The organism is Labrenzia sp. OB1, assembly GCF_001624695.1.
Classification (GTDB): domain Bacteria; phylum Pseudomonadota; class Alphaproteobacteria; order Rhizobiales; family Stappiaceae; genus Roseibium.
This window is the reverse complement of sequence record NZ_JSEP01000002.1, coordinates 254,812-272,668: the sequence shown is the minus strand read 5'-3', so window position 1 is coordinate 272,668 and position 17,857 is coordinate 254,812. Positions and strand designations below refer to the sequence as shown.

Annotated in this window: 13 protein-coding genes; 11 read left to right on the top strand and 2 right to left on the bottom strand. The window is 58.3% G+C overall.

The annotated features are described in order from the left end of the window. Positions 1-121 precede the first annotated feature (121 nt). From OA90_RS03510 to OA90_RS03490, 5 genes are all read left to right on the top strand, one after another. The gene (locus OA90_RS03510; protein ID WP_068407218.1) at positions 122-1,348 is read left to right on the top strand and encodes a PLP-dependent aminotransferase family protein; all 1,227 of its coding nucleotides are present in this window, start codon (positions 122-124) and stop codon (positions 1,346-1,348) included. 42 nt (positions 1,349-1,390) lie between these two features. Then, positions 1,391-2,035 (top strand): hypothetical protein, encoded by a 645-nt coding sequence (locus OA90_RS03505; protein WP_068407215.1) that lies wholly within the window; start codon positions 1,391-1,393, stop codon positions 2,033-2,035. Positions 2,036-2,233: 198 nt separating this feature from the next. Continuing rightward, on the top strand, positions 2,234-4,528 hold the full coding sequence (locus tag OA90_RS03500; RefSeq protein WP_068407212.1) for an NADP-dependent malic enzyme: 2,295 nt from the start codon (positions 2,234-2,236) through the stop codon (positions 4,526-4,528). 103 nt (positions 4,529-4,631) lie between these two features. Beyond that, positions 4,632-5,753 (top strand): PQQ-dependent sugar dehydrogenase, encoded by a 1,122-nt coding sequence (locus OA90_RS03495; protein WP_068407209.1) that lies wholly within the window; start codon positions 4,632-4,634, stop codon positions 5,751-5,753. 334 nt (positions 5,754-6,087) lie between these two features. Further along, positions 6,088-7,392 (top strand): DEAD/DEAH box helicase, encoded by a 1,305-nt coding sequence (locus tag OA90_RS03490; protein WP_068407206.1) that lies wholly within the window; start codon positions 6,088-6,090, stop codon positions 7,390-7,392. Between the two features lie 1,510 nt (positions 7,393-8,902). Here OA90_RS03490 and OA90_RS03485 read toward each other — a convergent pair. Continuing rightward, positions 8,903-10,579, bottom strand: a complete 1,677-nt coding sequence (locus OA90_RS03485) for an electron transfer flavoprotein-ubiquinone oxidoreductase (protein WP_068407203.1) — start codon at positions 10,577-10,579, stop codon at positions 8,903-8,905. Positions 10,580-11,057: 478 nt separating this feature from the next. On the opposite strand from OA90_RS03485, the gene OA90_RS03480 reads away from it, so the two are divergent. The 4 genes from OA90_RS03480 to OA90_RS03465 all read left to right on the top strand — a co-directional run bounded on the left by OA90_RS03480 (position 11,058) and on the right by OA90_RS03465 (position 14,368). Next, entirely contained in the window at positions 11,058-11,993 is a 936-nt protein-coding gene (locus OA90_RS03480; protein WP_068407201.1) for a uracil-DNA glycosylase, read from the top strand. A gap of 246 nt (positions 11,994-12,239) precedes the next feature. Next, positions 12,240-12,872, top strand: coding sequence for a PilZ domain-containing protein (locus OA90_RS03475; protein ID WP_068407198.1), 633 nt, complete (start codon positions 12,240-12,242; stop codon positions 12,870-12,872). 406 nt (positions 12,873-13,278) lie between these two features. Next, positions 13,279-14,136: a S49 family peptidase gene (locus tag OA90_RS03470; RefSeq protein ID WP_068407195.1), complete on the top strand. Its 858-nt coding sequence runs from the start codon at positions 13,279-13,281 to the stop codon at positions 14,134-14,136. A gap of 46 nt (positions 14,137-14,182) precedes the next feature. Then, positions 14,183-14,368 (top strand): hypothetical protein, encoded by a 186-nt coding sequence (locus OA90_RS03465; RefSeq protein ID WP_068407192.1) that lies wholly within the window; start codon positions 14,183-14,185, stop codon positions 14,366-14,368. A 69-nt stretch (positions 14,369-14,437) separates the two neighbouring features. On the opposite strand, the gene OA90_RS03460 is transcribed toward OA90_RS03465, so the two are convergent. Then, the gene (locus OA90_RS03460) at positions 14,438-15,838 is read right to left on the bottom strand and encodes an MATE family efflux transporter (protein ID WP_068407188.1); all 1,401 of its coding nucleotides are present in this window, start codon (positions 15,836-15,838) and stop codon (positions 14,438-14,440) included. Between the two features lie 352 nt (positions 15,839-16,190). Here OA90_RS03460 and OA90_RS03455 point away from each other — a divergent pair, with 352 nt between their 5' ends. Together OA90_RS03455 and OA90_RS03450 are read left to right on the top strand one after the other, a co-directional pair. Then, positions 16,191-17,159 (top strand): glycine--tRNA ligase subunit alpha, encoded by a 969-nt coding sequence (locus tag OA90_RS03455; RefSeq protein ID WP_208985952.1) that lies wholly within the window; start codon positions 16,191-16,193, stop codon positions 17,157-17,159. A 117-nt stretch (positions 17,160-17,276) separates the two neighbouring features. Further along, positions 17,277-17,834, top strand: coding sequence for a LemA family protein (locus OA90_RS03450; RefSeq protein ID WP_068407186.1), 558 nt, complete (start codon positions 17,277-17,279; stop codon positions 17,832-17,834). Positions 17,835-17,857: the final 23 nt, after the last annotated feature.

The following is a 17,857-nucleotide window of genomic DNA, read 5'->3' as shown; positions in this document are numbered from 1 at the left end:
GTTGGGATAGCGGGAAGGCCGCGTAATAATATTTCAAAAAATAACAAGATTGGGACACTTGCTAAATATTTAGGTCAGTATTATTGACTTAAATGTCGAAGCAATCGCCAAAGAGCAGAACATGACCACCTGGGACAGCCTCTATGCCAGGCGCGCCGGCCGGATGCGCGCCTCCGAAATCCGTGAACTCCTCAAACTGCTGGATCAGCCGGACGTGATTTCCTTCGCCGGCGGAATTCCTGACCCTGAGCTGTTTCCTTCAGAAGCGTTCAAAAGAGCCTACGCGGAAATCCTCGGCGGCCCGGAGGCCGGAAAAGCCCTGCAATACGGTGTCAGCGAAGGCAGTTTGCGTCTTCGACGCTGGATTGCGGCACATATGCACGACCTCGGCATCGACTGCAGCCCGGACAACATTCTGATCACATCCGGCTCCCAGCAGGGACTGGACTATATCGGAAAGCTGTTCCTGTCTGCGGAAGATACGGCGCTGGTCCAATGGCCGACCTATCTCGGCGCCCTGCAGGCGTTCAACGCCTATGAGCCTCGCTTCGAACGGCTCGACCCGGGAGCAAACCGTCCGGCCGCCGATTACGCAGACGGGGCGCACAAAGCGGGCGGCCGGGTCAAATTCGCCTATCTGTCGCCCGATTTCGCCAATCCGACCGGCCTTACGCTGGATCTCGAAGAGCGCCGGAGAATCCTCTCGCTCGCCGGTGATCTGAACTGCGCGATTGTGGAGGACGCCCCTTACCAATGCCTGCGCTATGAGGGCGACCCCGTTCGCCCGCTGCTGGCGCTCGATTGCGAGGCCTCCGGCGGTATCGATCGCACTCGTACGCTCTATTGCGGCAGTTTTTCCAAATCCCTTTCCCCCGGTCTGCGTCTCGGCTGGATCTGCGCCGCGTCCGAGGTGGTTTCCAGACTGGTCCTGATCAAGCAGGCAAGCGACCTGAACACGCCGGTTCTCAATCAGGAGGCGATGGCGCGGGTGGCCGAAGAGCATTTCGACACGCATGTCGCCAATACCAGGTCGATCTACAAATCGCGCCGGGATGCCATGCTGGCAGCTCTTGAAAAGCATATGCCCGAAGGCGTTCGCTGGACGAAACCGCAAGGCGGCATGTTTATCTGGATGGAATTGCCTGACGGGTTAGACGCAGCTGAACTGCTGACCGCATCGGTCGAAACCGCCAGGGTCGCCTTCGTCCCGGGCAGCGCCTTCCACGCTGACGGCGGCGGTGCGAACACCTTGCGTCTCAGTTTCTCCTATGCGGACGCGGGAAAGATCGAAACCGGAATCATCAGGCTTGGAAATGTGATTGCAGAAACTGTCACATCCGCGCTGTAATCAGGTGCTCTGACTGCGGCAGGTGGATAAAGGTATGGTCGAATGGCGTTGAGCGATCGCATGAACAATTACTGCGAGCGGCTGGGACCTGAATTCTGGTCGGAACCGCTCAATGCTGTCACCAATGTCGCCTTTCTGATCGCCGCCCTTGCAGCCTGGCTGATGTGGAGCAGAAAAACGCCGGACGATCTGCCCGCGCTCCTGCTGATCGCAATCGTCTTCGCCACCGGCGTGGGATCCTTCCTGTTCCACACATTCGCGACCCGATGGGCAAGCCTGACAGACGTGATTCCGATTGCGCTATTCATCCATGTCTATTTGTTTTTCGCGTTGAAACGCTTCCTGGAGTTGCCTTTGTGGGCCGCGGCCGGCATCGTCGTCGTCTTCTTTGCCGCCTCGCCATTTGTCATCGGTGCACTGGCGCCGCTGGCCGGGCCCTCGGCGGGATACATTCCGGCCCTGCTGGCGATAATCGTGGTCGGCGGGCTTTGTATGCGGACTGACCGCGGGCTCGGAGGCCAGCTTTTGCTGACAGGTGTGGTCTTCACGGCATCGCTTGGCTTCCGGATGCTGGATGCGCCGGTCTGTGAGCATCTGGCAATTGGAACCCACTTCCTGTGGCACATTCTGAACAGCATCGTGCTCTTCGCGCTACTACGGGCTCTCATTTTGCAGCGCGCCGGGTAAATCTCGGCGTCTATTCACGATTTTGCAACGGGTGAGAGCAGACGGTACCCACGGCAAATGCGAACAGATCAATCCGCTTTCATGTGCAATCATATGAAACGCGAGCTTGATCGATATTGAAAAAACAGCGCATCCTGTGTTCGTGTGAAGGCAGGGTGCGACAGCACAGTGATTAAAGGGAAGAGGGCAGAGACCGTCATGAGCGAAGGCAATAACACCGATAGCGATCTGACTGATGCCGCCCTGTTTTATCATGAGCATCCTCGACCCGGTAAACTGGAGATCCAGGCGACCAAGCCTCTCGGCAACCAGCGCGACCTGGCGCTCGCCTATTCTCCGGGCGTAGCCGCCCCATGTCTTGCAATCGCCGACGATCCTTCAAAGGCGGCCCACTATACTTCGCGTGCCAATCTGGTCGCGGTGATCTCGAACGGTACGGCCGTTCTCGGTCTCGGCAATATAGGACCGCTCGCCTCCAAACCGGTGATGGAAGGCAAGGCCGTCCTCTTCAAGAAATTCGCCGGGATTGACGTCTTCGACATCGAGGTGGCCGAGAACGATGTCGACAAGTTCGTCGATGCGGTGTCCGTCCTCGAGCCGACCTTCGGCGGTATCAACCTGGAGGACATCAAGGCGCCGGAATGCTTCATGATCGAGGCCCGGCTGCGGGAGAAAATGAATATCCCGGTCTTCCACGACGACCAGCACGGCACGGCGATCATTGTCGGTGCCGCTGTCCGCAACGCTCTCGAACTGGCCGGCAAGAAGATCGAGGATGCCAGGATCGTCGCCTCGGGCGCCGGCGCCGCGGCCCTGGCCTGCCTGAACATGCTTGTCTCGCTCGGAGCCCGGCGGGAAAACATCTGGGTCACCGATATTGAAGGTGTCGTCTATGAAGGCCGCGAAGCGCTCATGGATGAGTGGAAGTCCGCTTTCGCCCAGAAAACCGACAAACGTACACTCGACGACGTGATCGACGGTGCCGATGTGTTTCTCGGGTTGTCGGCCGGCGGCGTACTCAAGCCCCATATGGTCGAAAAGATGGGCAAAGGTCCGCTGATTCTGGCGTTGGCCAACCCCAATCCGGAGATCATGCCCGAACTGGCCAAATCCGTGCGCGACGACGTGGTGATTTGCACCGGCCGCTCCGACTATCCCAACCAGGTCAACAACGTCCTGTGCTTCCCCTATATTTTCCGCGGCGCGCTGGATGTCGGCGCGACGACGATCAACGAGGAAATGAAGCGCGCGGCGGTGGAGGCCATCGCCGGGCTTGCCCGCGAGGAACCGTCCGACGTGGCCGCCCGGGCCTATGGCGGCAAGACCGAAACCTTCGGTCCGAATTACCTGATCCCTTCGCCGTTCGACCAGCGCCTCATCCTCCGCGTGGCACCGGCTGTGGCGAAGGCAGCGATGGACTCCGGCGTCGCCACCCGGCCGATCGAGGATTTCGCTGCCTATATGGATGTGCTGAACCGTTTCGTGTTCCGCTCCGGCCTGATCATGAAGCCGATCATCCAGAATGCCGCCACGGATCCGCAGCGGATTATCTACGCCGAAGGCGAGGACGAGCGCGTTCTTCGCGCGGCGCAGGTTATGATCGAGGACAAGATCGCCATACCGATTCTCGTCGGCCGGCCGGATGTTCTCAAGACACGCTGCGAGCGTTTCGGCCTGAAGATCCGCCCGGACGTCGACTTCGAGTTCATCAACCCGCAGGACGACCCGCGATATCGCGACTACGTGGATGAGTATCTTGAGTGCGTCGGCCGCAACGGCATGCCGCCCGACTCGGCGCGAACCGTCGTACGAACCAACACAACCGTGATTTCCGCGCTTGCCGTCAGACGCGGGGAGGTCGACGCGGTCATTTGCGGGCTGGAGGGCCGGTTCAGCCGCCATCTGCGTGACATCAAGCAGATTATCGGCGTGTGCGACACCGCGCGCGACCTGTCCGCCATGTCCCTTCTGATCAACAGCCGCGGCGCGCTTTTCCTGTCCGACACATTCGTCACCGAGGATCCGACCGCAGACGAGATTTCAGAAATGGCTGTGCTGGCGGCGGAAGAAATCCGCCGCTTCGGGATCGAGCCGAAGATCGCGCTCCTGTCCTTTTCGAATTTCGGCTCGCGGGATACGGCGTCCTCGCGCAAGATGCGCGCGGCAACGGAATTGATCTGGGAACGCTATCCGGATCTTGAAGTGGACGGCGAAATGCACGGCGATTCCGCTCTGAGCGAAGCGCTGCGTGAGCGGGTGATGCCCAACAGCAAGCTTGCCGGGGAAGCCAATCTTCTGCTGTTCCCCAACCTTGATGCGGCCAACATCGCCCACAACCTGCTCAAGGTGGCGACCCAGGCCCTTCATGTCGGCCCGATCCTGCTGGGAACGGCCAAGCCGGCGCATGTCCTGACCCCGTCGGTAACGTCGCGCGGCGTGGTCAACATGTCGGCTCTGGCGAGCGTCGAGGCGCAGACCCACTCGTTGAAGTAATGCGAGATCCTCTCGGGTTTTTGAGGGCCTTCCGACTGTAATTCCTGTCCAGTGCTCCTATCTGAAGGGAAGGGAATTGCACTGGAGTCGGGAAGGGCTTGAAATGATCCTGAGGAAGATGTCCATTTTCACGCTGGTTGCGGGCCTTTTCGCGGCGGGCTCCTCGGCAATGTCTGCGGCGGCGGCACAATCCGCCGTCGATCTGGAAACGGTGACCGACGGTCTTTCCCATCCCTGGAGCGTCGCCTTTCTGCCACAGCGCGGTTACCTGGTGACCGAACGGGACGGGGTGCTCAAGTTCGTCTCCGCGGAAGGCCGGCAGAGCATCGTTCCGGGCACGCCGGACGTCATCGCGCGGGGGCAGGGCGGACTGCTTGATGTCGTCCTCAGTCCCGATTTCCAGACGGACGACACGGTCTTTCTGAGCTTCTCGCAAGGATCGCCAGAAGGGGCGGGGACATCGCTGTTCAGGGCGAGACTTGTTCCCGATGAGGCTGGTTACCGGCTTGCGGATGGCAGAACGATCTTCACCGGCAACAACACGGCGGGCGGTGGCAGACATTTCGGCTCGCGCCTGGTTTTCGCTCCGGACGGCTTGCTGTTCATGACGGTGGGCGAGCGCGGCGATGGTGAACGTGCGCAGGATCCCTTCGATCACGCCGGATCGGTGCTACGCCTGACACCGAATGGCGAACCGGCTCCCGGCAACCCCTTTATCGGCCTTCCGGACCACAAAGCGGAGATCTGGTCCTATGGTCACCGCAATCCGCAAAGCGCGGCGATCAACCCCGCAACGAATGACCTTTGGGTCGTCGAGCACGGCGCACGCGGCGGCGACGAAATCAATATACCTGAAGCGGGCAAGAACTACGGCTGGCCGGTGATTTCCTACGGACGGCACTATTCCGGCGCCAGGATCGGTGAGGGGACTTCCGCTCCCGGCATGGAGCAGCCGATCCATTACTGGGACCCGTCGATCGCTCCTTCCGGAATGGTTTTCGTGAGCGGCAGCACATATCCGGACTGGCAGGGGAATCTGCTGGTGGGGGCTCTGCGCGGCCAGCATCTGGCAAGACTGCAGCTTGAAGGAGACACGGTCGTTTCGCAGGAAAAGCTTCTGACGGATCTCGGCGAGCGCATCCGCGACGTGCGCCAGGGACCGGACGGTTTCGTCTATGTTTTGACCGACAGTGACGACGGACGGCTGATCCGCCTGAAACCGTAATTGCGAGGAAACGGTATCAGGCTCTATGATGCAATGCGGTATCTCCGCTTGACTTTTCAGTTGGCTAAGTCGATATAGCAGCACGTAACCGCTGCCGCGTGAGCAGACAGCGCGCCCCTTTTTTCGAACCTTAGTGTTCCAAGGGCAGCCGCTTGTCGGTTGCAGACAAGGGCCCAATGAGGGGTCCAACCAGTTCCCATGTCACGCGAGGGTCTGGCGGCGAAGAGCCCGTTCATCGAAACGATTCGGCTGCCGCGCTCCAAAAACGAACCGCAAGGATGCGTTCCTGCGGTTATCCGGGTGTGTTTGTCACGCCCGAACCAAGGAATTTATATTGACCGACTTTCAAAGCCTGGGACTGTCCGACGGCCTCCTGAGCGCTATTGCTGACAACGGCTACGACGCACCGACACCGATCCAGCAAAAAGCGATCCCGTTGATCCTGGAAGGCCGTGACCTCATGGGTCTGGCCCAGACCGGAACAGGCAAAACGGCAGCCTTCGGGCTGCCTCTTATCGACAGCCTTCTTGCTGACAACCAGAGAGCCCGTCCGAAGGGCGCTCGTGCACTTATCCTGGCGCCGACTCGCGAACTGGTGAACCAGATCGCCAAAAACCTGATTTCCTTCTTGCGGAACACCCCGCTGCGCGTCACCGCGGTTGTTGGCGGCGTCTCGATCAACGGACAGGTCAAGCGTCTTTCCAAGGGGACGGATATCCTAGTCGCCACGCCGGGCCGGCTTCTCGATCTTGTCGACCGTCAGGCGGTCGACCTTGCGTCTGCCTCCTTTCTCGTTCTGGACGAAGCGGACCAGATGCTGGACCTCGGCTTCATCCATGCGTTGCGCCGCATCTCCGGTCTGGTCGCGAAAGACCGTCAGACGATGCTCTTTTCGGCGACCATGCCCAAGCAGATCAACGAACTGGCTCAGTCCTATCTGCGCAATCCCGAGCGGGTGGAAGTCTCGCCGGTCGGCAAGACGGCGGACAAGGTCACACAGTCTGTTCATTTCATGGACCAGAATTCCAAGGGAGACTTCCTGGTTGACCAGTTGAAGTCCAAGCCGGACGGCATGTCGCTGGTCTTCTGCCGCACCAAGCACGGTGCGGAGCGGCTGATGCGCAAACTTGCGCAAAGCGGTATCGCCGCAGGCTCGATTCACGGAAACAAGAGCCAGAATCAGCGCGAGCGGGCGATCCGTGAACTGCGCGAAGGCAAGATCAACGTGCTTGTGGCAACCGACGTGGCTGCCCGTGGCATCGATATTCCCGGCGTCAGCCATGTTTACAATTTCGAATTGCCGGAAGTCGCCGAAGCCTATGTCCACCGGATTGGCCGGACGGCACGTGCGGGTGCTGAAGGTGAAGCGGTCGCTCTCTGCGCACCGGAAGAAATCGGCCTGTTCCGTCAGATCGAAAAGCTGATCGGCATCGACATCGCGGTTGCAAGCGGTGAAGTCCCGCCGTTGTCGGCGGCTGTCAAGCTGAAGCGTGGCGGTGGCGGCAACCGCGGCGGCAAGCCGGGTGGCAAGAAATCCTTCGGCAAACGCAGTGGCTCGCCCAACGACAACGACAACCGCGCGCAGCAAGCGCGGCGTCCGAATCGCAGGCGCACAAGCGGTCGCAAGAGCGCGGCTTAAAGCGTTTTTGATTCCAGCGGTTCATGCTTTCAGGAAGAGGCCCGAGGCAGCGTTTGCTTTGCAAATGCCTTCGGCTATCTCCTGAAGTCAGTTTAAAGCCAGATGCTCAAAAGCGGCGGGTCTCCAATCTGAAGTGATTCGAGATCCGCAAGCGTGTTGAGTTGAAAACTTGAAGGCCTTCCGCACCGAACCGGGTGCGGAAGGCTTTTTTGTTGGATGGGATTGCCGGAATGTGGGCCGGAACTGCCTGGAACTTGAGAATTCGCCCTCACCATCTGAAGGAACTCAGGAAAGCAGGGCAAAAAAAAGCACCGGGAAGTGGCCTTCCCGATGCTAATCCTTGTGGTCGATGGGACCCAGACAGGCGCACAACCGGTCTGAGTGTGTATTTGAAAGCCGGGAATACCCGTCTCCGAACCCGCCGAGGTTCAAATATGGATCCGTATACTTTCTGCCCACAAGGCCTCTGACCGCATAGCCACAGTCAGACCTCATATTCTTTCGGGTCGTTGCTGAAAACACCAAAGGTTTTCTTGACGTTCAACCGGATCCGCCCCGTTGGAAGTAAACCTAAATTAACTAACATGAATGCGCAATCACAATTGTTTTGACTTACATGCATGTGTGGAAAAGTCAAAAACCTATTAAGATCAATTACTTGTAAGGATAATTGCGATGTGCTTCAGATTTCGAAGCGCCGCACGCGATTTGGTCCTGCTGGCAGCAACCCTAGAAATGCTTTGGTTTCAAAGAATTGGATAGTTTATACTCTTAATTTATTGTGGCATAGAAAAAATTTATGACATGAAAAAGGCGCTTCCAAGGGATTAAAATACAGAAAAATATGAGAAAAATGAGCAGGGAACCGCCTGATGAGGCTCTGACGGATTTTCTTCTTATTACTTAACTGGTGTCATTTTCTCAGGTTTTGACAAGTGCAATTTATCCGGGCATGATCAGATTTTGACCACTTGGTATAAAACACCTTTGTGGAGTCATAGTTTAATTTTATCAGGTTTATTATTTGGTTGACCTTACCATTACGTCAGGGTATCTCCAGCCTCAGTAAGGGTTTGGTTAATTTGATTTAACAAATACGAACCCCAAGATAATCCAGATCCAGTCTGGGAAAATATTGTGCACGTCGGCTCTGTTTAGATCCTGACCCCAAAAACATAATTGCCTGGCGTTCAATTCAGGCAAACACCTTGTGGCGCGGAGTTCGCACAACGGTATGCAGATGCGCGGCGCATCTGCATACCTCGCCGTGTGCGAATGATAACCGCAACAGGTTGGCCCCCCACAAAAGCCAGCCTGAATCGACCCATCGGCCACAAGACTTCGGCACCGGGAAGGTTTCCTTCCCGGTGCCGCTTGTTTTTTGCTTCGGAAAAAGAAAAGCCACGGAAATCCGTGGCTCAGACTGTTTTCAAACCCTCAGCACGTCTCTCCGGACAGATGCAGCATCGCTGCACGTAGATCCGGCCCCCTGAGTTTCAGTGGGCGGCACCTACATGTTCGGGTAGTTGGGCCCGCCGGAACCTTCCGGAACGGTCCAGGTGATATTGCCGTTCGGATCCTTGATGTCGCAGGTCTTGCAGTGCACGCAATTCTGCGCGTTTATCTGAAACCTTGGCGCATCCGCGCCTTCTTCCACCCATTCATACACACCGGCCGGGCAGTAGCGGTTTGAGGGCCCGGCAAAGACATCGTGCTCCGATGTCTTCTGCAGCACGGGATCCTCCACCTTCAGGTGGATGGGCTGGTCCTCTTCGTGATTGGTATTGGACAGAAAGACGGAGGAAAGCTTGTCGAAGGAAAGCACACCATCCGGCTTCGGATAATCGATCTTCTTGCAATCCGTCGCGGACTTCAGTGTGTCGCGATCCTGTTTTCCGTGCTTCAGGGTGCCGAAGAAGGAAAAGCCGAAGAGTTCGTTGGTCCACATGTCGAGGCCGCCGAGAGCGACGCCGAGCAAGGTCCCGTATCTTGACCATAGCGGCTTGGCATTGCGCACTCTCTTCAGGTCCGCGCCGATCGGGCTCTCGCGCCACGCCGTGTCGAAGTTGCTGAGCTCCGTATGAGCCTCTCCGCGTCCGATGGCCGCCATCACCTCTTCGGCGGCAAGCATGCCGGACAACATGGCGTTGTGAGACCCCTTGATGCGCGGGACATTCACAAGACCTGCCGAACACCCCATGATCAGACCGCCGGGGAAAGACAGCTTCGGCACGGATTGGTAGCCCCCTTCGGTGATCGCGCGCGCACCATAGGAAATGCGTTTGCCACCCTCGAAAGTGTCACGGATCGCCGGATGCGTCTTGAAGCGCTGGAACTCATCGAACGGCGAAAGCCAGGGGTTCTCGTAATTGAGATGGACGACGAAACCGACGGCCACCTGATTGTCCTCGAGGTGATAGAGAAAGGAGCCTCCGCCGGTCTTGCCATCCAGCGGCCAGCCGAAGGAATGCTGCACCAGGCCAAGTTTGTGCTTTTCCGGATCGATCTGCCAGAGTTCCTTGATACCGATCCCGAATTTGGGCACGTCGCTTTCGCTGTCGAGCCCGTATTTGTCAATGAGCACCTTGGCCAGGGAGCCGCGGGCGCCTTCTCCGATCAGCGTGTACTTACCGCGCAGTTCCATACCCCGGGTGAACATGGCGTTGGGCTTGCCGTCGCGGCCGACCCCCATGTCGCCGGTGGCGACGCCAGTAACGCGGCCCTCATCGTCATAAAGCAGTTCGGCGGCCGCGAAACCGGGATAGATTTCAACCCCGAGCGCTTCCGCCTTTTCGGCGAGCCAGCGGCAGACATTTCCGAGCGAGACAATGTAGTTGCCGTGGTTGTTCATCAGTTTCGGCATGAAAAGGTTGGGCAGCCGCAGCGACCCGGCCGGACCAAGGATCAGAAAATGATCCGCGGTCACCGCCGTCTTGATCGGCGTCTCTTCTTCGCGCCATTGCGGCAGCAACTGGTCGAGGGCAATTGGGTCGATGACGGCGCCGGACAGGATATGCGCACCGACTTCCGATCCTTTTTCCAGGACCACGACGCTGAGCTCTTCACCTTTTTCAATGGCAATCTGCTTCAACCGGATGGCTGCGGCCAGTCCTGCGGGGCCGGCGCCCACGATGACGACATCCACATCCATGCTTTCGCGTTCGCCAAGCGCTTCCTGTTCGCTCATTTTTGTCTCCCTCTGCCCGAAGGGGCCAAGCTTCTATGGTCCTGTTTGCCTTATTTTGCAGCGCAAAACACGACATTTTTCATGACCGTATGCGAATTCGGCCAAATTTTCCTCTCACAAATGACGCCCAGATAGACCAAAGCTGGTCTGAACCGTCAAGGGTTTAGTTAACGCTTACGTAAACGTAAAATCTAAAAACGTGTCGCAGAATGACATGTGCACAGCATCTGGAAAACCGGCTTTCCGGACGTCACCCCCGGTCGAGGTTCTTGTTCTCGGTGGTCAACCGGATAGGGTACACAGTGATGAAGCTGTGTTTTCAGGCGTCAGCGCCGCACAGATAAGGCAAGGGAATTCCTTCAGGGGCTCCCGGATGTGAAGCGAAGGCTTTGACGTGACTTCGCAACGCTGTATTGACGCCTGAAAACAAAAGTACCAGAAGTCTCTATCCTAAACTCCGCCGCCGGAGACAGCACATATGCAGCAATCCCCGCACGAACGACGCCAGATGGAAGCTCTGCTGGACTTTTATTGTGCCTCGGGGGTGGATTGCTTTTTGGGCGAGCGGCCGGTCGACTGGTTCAACCTGACGAGTGAACATGCTGCGCAGCGCCTGCAAACCCGGAGGCCACCGCCGCCGCCACACACCGGACTGGCGGAAAGCGCCCCGGCCGCCAACCTTCAACACCCGGCCGGTGTCCCGTCGCAGATGGCGCCCGCCGCCCCGCCGGTGTCGCCTGCCTTCGCGGCTCCGCAGACCGGCCAGAACCCCGGAACAGGCCAGCCAGCCGTGCTGCCGGACAGGGAGATCATTGCAGCCGCGCGCGATCTGGCTGGATCGGCCGCCACGCTGGAAGATTTGCGCCGATGCCTTGAGTCGTTTGACGGCTGCAATCTGAAACTGACGGCGAAGAAGCTGGTTTTTGCCGACGGTGACCCGCAGGCCAAACTGATGTTCGTGGGCGAAGCGCCGGGCCGGGACGAGGATCTGCAGGGCAAGCCATTTGTCGGCCGGTCGGGCCAGTTGCTGGACCGGATGCTGGCGGCTATCGGGATCGCGCGGGCTTCCGTTTATATAGCCAACGTCGTTCCCTGGCGTCCACCGGGCAACCGGACCCCGACGCCGCAGGAAACCGAGATCTGCAAACCTTTTATCAAAAGGCAGATCGAACTGGTCAATCCCGATGTGCTTGTGTTCCTCGGTGCAGCCTCAGCGAAAACGCTTTTGGGAGCTCAGGACGGTATCCGCAAAATGCGTGGCCGCTGGATGACCTATCCCGGAAATGGCAGGGAAATTGCCGCCATCGCAACATACCATCCAGCCTATCTTCTCCGTAGTCCGCTTGAAAAGCGGCTGTCTTGGCGGGATTTCGTGTCAATCAAGGAAGCGTTGGTTACTAACCAAAGCGCGTAGAAAATAATTTTTACAACTAAAAACCTAAAATTTTGCATTTATTCTTCGGTTTGCACTAGTGGTGTTTAAACCATTCAAAAGAAGGAAAAAATACACTTTGAAGTGTTGAGATTCATGCAGATGCCCGAGATTTCCATTCGTAGATTTATTTATTGTTAAAAGTAACATGCCTTTTTATGATCCTGCGCTTCTCGGTTTTTGACTGTGAAGCCGATTGGATTGAGAAAACTATTCGAAGAGGGAAATTTGACGGGGCCCGACATCAACATTCCGGAACGAGCGGTTCTGCATATACTGGTCCTGGACTTCGACACCCTGGCTTGCGAGGAGACGTCTGCTTCCGGCTTCAACAGCAGGGGCTGCCGCGTTCTCACAAACGCTCACAAGGAAGTCGGAAAGACCATCGGATTGCGCCTTGCCGGTTTCGATCAGATGATCAAGGGCAGGGTCAGGGAAATCCTGGATTCCGAAATCCTGGTGTCTTTCGAATTTTCAAACAGCGCAATTGTTGAAAAGCGTCGCGAACGCAGGCGCAAGGTCTCTATTCCGGCGCTGGTCAGCGGCCGGGGTTCGCAGGATGGTGTCAGATGTGAAATCATCGATGCCAGCCAGTCCGGCTGCCGCCTGGCAAGTCGAAGGCTTGAAAAACTTCCCAAGGACATACAGCTTCAAATTCCGGGCCTGGACTTGCCGGTGACGGGGCAGATCGTCTGGCGATCGCCTGAATTCGCGGGTGTGAAACTGATCTGGCAGTTCTCTAACGGGCAGGAATTCAACCAGAAACCTCTTCGTTCGCCCGAGCTGGCCGAAAAGGGCGTCGTGAACGAGAGACGGAATGCGTCCGGTTTCGGCGTCAGGCGCAAATCCGCGCCGAACTGATACCGGCTATATGTTTCCACTTGCTGTATTCACGTTCGGCCTCGTGCCGATTGTACGGGCATTTCAAAAAGTTCTCTGTTCCATCAGCAGCTCTCCAGTTGTGCGGCAAGCCGAAAAACAGATGCGCACTCGGTAGCTGACCGGGTCGATTGTCCGCACCTGGGTTGGAGCTCACACGCTTTTAACGGCCCGGGAGTCTTTGCAAGTCACATCGCAATACATATATCGAATGGAACGTATGCTCCGGGCTCCATCCGGACAAACGCAGATATGATGCGCCAGGCCCGGGTTCCACGCTCTTTCGCCCTCATGTGTGGGTCCGTGATCTGAAAGACTGAAATCGATCGACTGTTCCGCACTCGTGGCCCCTCACGAACGCGGGTTGATCAAGCGAGGCTGTTTCCGAGTGTTTTCAACCATACGCAGTTTTCTCCCCAAACCTTTGCGTGACGAAAAGACGGTGATTCCCGTGGTCCGTCTCCAGGGCACGATCACCACATCCGGGCCCCTGCGCTCCGGCCTTTGTCTTTCGAGCGTGGCACAGCCTTTGGAGAAGGCGTTTTCGGTGAAAAAGGCTCCGGCCGTTGCGCTGATAATCAATTCGCCGGGCGGGTCCCCCGTGCAGTCGCGCCTGATCTTCAAGCGGATTCGCGATTTGGCGACGGAGAAGGAAAAAGACGTCCTGGTCTTCGTCGAGGACGTTGCAGCCAGTGGCGGATATCTGATTTCTCTGGCCGGCGACGAAATATTTGTCGATCCCTCATCGATTGTCGGCTCAATCGGGGTGGTGGCCGCCGGGTTCGGCTTCACCGAACTGATCGACAAGATCGGCGTCCAGCGCCGCGTCTACACCGAGGGCGAGAAGAAAGTCATTCTCGATCCGTTCCAGCCGGAAGTACCGGAAGACATCGAATATCTGAAAGGTCTGCAGCAGGAAATCCACGAGACCTTTGTCGACCTCGTCAAGTCGCGCCGTGGCGATGTCCTGAATGACGATCCGGACCTGTTCAGCGGAAAGTTCTGGACCGGGCGGACAGCCGTTCAGCTTGGCCTTGTGGATGCGATTGGAGATGTCAGAAGCGTGTTGAAGGAACGCTACGGTGACAAAACCGAGCCCAGGCTGTTTTCGGCGCCGCGTGGCCTTTTCGGCCGCAAGGCCGGGCTTGGCCTGGATCTGTCCGGACGGAAGCTGACGGAAGGGCTCGGTGAGGATATGATCTCGGCAATCGAGAACAGGGCGTTGTGGATGCGCTACGGCCTGTAACCGGACCTTGTCCCGTATCCGTGGAACGTTCTAGAGGGGTACAATCATGACTGAACTGATAGGCGTGGCGGCGTTGGCCGTGGGGGGCTACTGGATCGTGCAGCGGCTCAAGCGCAAGATGGCCGAAGTGGAGAACCACATTTCCAGGGCAGCGGCCAAGGCCGATCCCAATGGCCGGGGAACGAAGCTGATCCTGGATCCCGAAAGCGGCAAATACAAGCCTAAGGCCTGAGGCAGCATAGTAGCATCCGTACCCGAGGCGGGCCGCGCCGATCGGCCCGCACCCGCCGTCAGGCATTGTTTATTCCCTTGAGGCCGCCCGGAACAATCTCCACTGCCTCCACCGCGCCGGACTATTACGCGCCCTGGCGCTCAGCACTGTCAGCGTCAGCAGGACCTGCATCGCTTCGCCCAGGGGACTGGCAAGCCAGATACCGGTTTCTCCCGCGGCGAGCGGCAAGATGAAAACGAGCGGCAGAAAGAACAGATAGGGCTTGGCAAGACTCAGCAGTGCCGCGCGCGCGGCATCGCCAACAGCCTGAAAATACATCGCGACCACAAGCAGCGGCCCTGCCGCGAAATAAAGCGCGACTATTGTCGGCAGAATGCGGGCGACCTCGCCGGCGACAGCCGGGTCTTCCACGAACACGGACCCGATCGGACCTGCGAAAAGCGACAGCACCGTCTGCACACTCACACAATAGAGGAGTGCGGCGGCGATGCCGAGACGTAGCGTATCGTCGGACCGTTGCTGGAGCCCGGCACCGTAGTTGTTGCCGATCATTGCCTGAAGCGCCTGGGTGAACCCCATGAACGGCAGATACGTGAACGTCATGATGCGCGTTACGATCCCGAAGGCCGCCACGGTGGTTTCGTATCCGGGAGCTCCGATGTGCTGCAGCATTGTGAAAGTTGCAGCGGAACCGAGCGCGATCCCGATGAAGTTCAGGCTTTGGGGAGCGCCCAGGGCCAGAATGGAGGGCCAATGCACGAATGGCCGGACCCTGATCAGCGCATCGGGCCTCAGAACCGTCTGACCGCGTAGACGGATGCCGAGCAGCAGGGTAAAGGCCAGCAATTGCGCCAGTGCGGTGCCGTAAGCGGTTCCGGCGACACCAAAGTCGAGGACACCGACGAGCACGAAATTGAAACCTATGTTCACCACCGAAACCAACAGGCTGAGACCAGCCATCAGTGACACCCGGCCTTCGTTGCGCAGGGCATCCGAGTTGATGGAGAGCAGAAACAGCAGCGGCGAGAACCAGACGGTGATCGACAGATACGTATAGGCCATGCTCGTGATGCGAACCGATCCCTCCGCCGCCGCGAGCGTTACCTCGCGGCCCAGGGTCAGACAAAGCACAATGACCAGGGCGGCAAGGCAAAGCGCCAGCCAGTGAGCCCCTGCAAAGACTGCCTGCGCGTCCTCGGTTCGCCCACCGCCCAGATGCCGGGCGAGCACGCTCGACATGCCGCTGGACACAAGCGTCGCCAGCGCGACCAGCAGCATATAGGCCGGAAACATGAGCGTGACGGCGCTGAGGGCGTCGGGCCCGACGAAGATGCCGAGAAATACGGCATCCGCCACCGTCAGCAGTCCGTTCATGCTCATGACGAGGATGATCGGCAGGGCGGTTCTGGCAAGGGTGGCGGCGAGCGGTCCCTGCGTATAGGCGTTCATACGGAAAGTGTCAGACGACATTCCTGTCTCCAATTCGTGACATTTCGCAAAGAAGGAGGAGCCCGCATTGCCGCCAGCACGAAATGCATGGAGCAGAAAAGGTCGTCAAAGCCAGAACTTCACCAGGACAGCAACGTCCGCGGGCGGCAGGTGTCTGATACCGAAGCCGCTTGATACGTGCCGGCCGCGGCGCCGTCAATCCTGTATCGTCGAAAGGTAGCGGTGTGCGCTGAGACGGAGCACCGGATCACGGGCAGGCGGCAATGAGCAGCACTGGCCCCGCCTGTCTTGACCTTCTGCGCGCATCGTGGCACCTCTCGCCCCGAAACGGCGGTTCCTGTCTCACCGGCCGGCACATTTGCGGAAGTCTTTCATGTCGAGCGAAACCCTCCCGGCGCATATGCGTCCGGAAAATTCCTTCCAGGGCCTGATCCTGACCCTGCAGCGTTATTGGGCCGATCAGGGATGTGTCGTTCTTCAGCCCTATGACATGGAAGTCGGCGCCGGTACGTTTCATCCGGCCACCACCTTGCGCTCTCTCGGCCCGCGCCCGTGGAAGGCGGCCTATGTCCAGCCGTCCCGCCGCCCGACCGACGGCCGCTACGGTGAGAACCCGAACCGGCTGCAGCACTATTATCAGTTCCAGGTGATCCTCAAGCCGTCTCCGCCGGATCTTCAGGACCTCTACCTGAACTCTTTGTACGCCATCGGGCTTGACCCCAAGGTGCATGACATCCGCTTCGTCGAGGACGACTGGGAAAGCCCGACCCTCGGTGCCTGGGGTCTCGGCTGGGAATGCTGGTGCGACGGCATGGAAGTCTCCCAGTTTACCTATTTCCAGCAGGTGGCTGGTTTTGAATGCGCGCCGGTGTCGGGTGAGCTTACCTACGGTCTGGAACGCCTGGCCATGTACATCCAGGGCGTCGATAACGTCTATGAGCTCAACTACAACGGCAGGCAGGGCGCTGAAAAGATCACCTATGGCGATGTCTTCCTGCAGGCCGAGCAGGAATATTCCCGGCACAATTTCGAACATGCGGATACCGAAATGCTGTTCCGGCATTTCAAGGACGCGGAAACCGAATGCAAGGCGCTGCTGGATGCGGGCGCCAGGGCGCGCGAGGCGGCCGGGGCGAATGTGCATCAGGTGGTATTGCCCGCCTATGACCAATGCATCAAGGCGAGCCACGCGTTCAACCTGCTTGACGCGCGCGGCGTGATCTCAGTCACCGAACGCCAGAGTTACATCCTGCGGGTGCGCGAACTTGCCAAGGCCTGCGGTGCCGCTTTCCTGGAAACGGAAGCCGGCGGTGTCGGCTATGACAATCAGGCCGCCGGATAATCGGACAGGGCGTGTCGCAGATTACAGTTTGTCGTTTGAATCCGGACAAAGCCTCAGAACAGGATGACAAGTCCGGAGGCAGTGAGTAGCCTTCGCGCGAATTTCTCGGAGGGTCTCATGTTTACCTGGTTCATTCTTACGTTTCTGATCGCGCTCTCGGTCTTCGCAATCGTTCTTTACAACGGTCTCGTCCGGAAACGGCAGATGGTGCAGGAAGGCTGGAGTGGCATAGATGTCCAGCTCAAGCGCCGGTCCAATCTCGTTCCCAATCTGGTGGAAACCGTGAAAGGCTACGCCAGTCACGAAACGGAAACACTGGACAAGGTCACCGAGTTGCGCACGCGTGTCAGCTCGCTGCCCCGGGACGACGTCGCCGGCCGCGCTGAGGCGGAAGGGCAGTTTTCCCTTGCGCTGGGCAGGCTTTTTGCGGTGGCGGAGGCCTATCCTGACCTGAAGGCCAGCAGCAATTTTTCCGACCTGCACCAGTCTCTGGACGAAATTGAAAACGCCATCCAGATGGCTCGGCGCTATTACAACGGCGCTGTCCGCGGGCTGAACGTGGCGGTGGAGAGTTTCCCCTCCAACCTGATCGCTAACCGCTTCAAATTTGAAAAAGCAGACTATTTCGAGATCGAGGACGAAGCCGTAAGAGCCGTGCCCAAGGTCGCATTTTAAGATTTTTCAGGTCCCGGGAGACC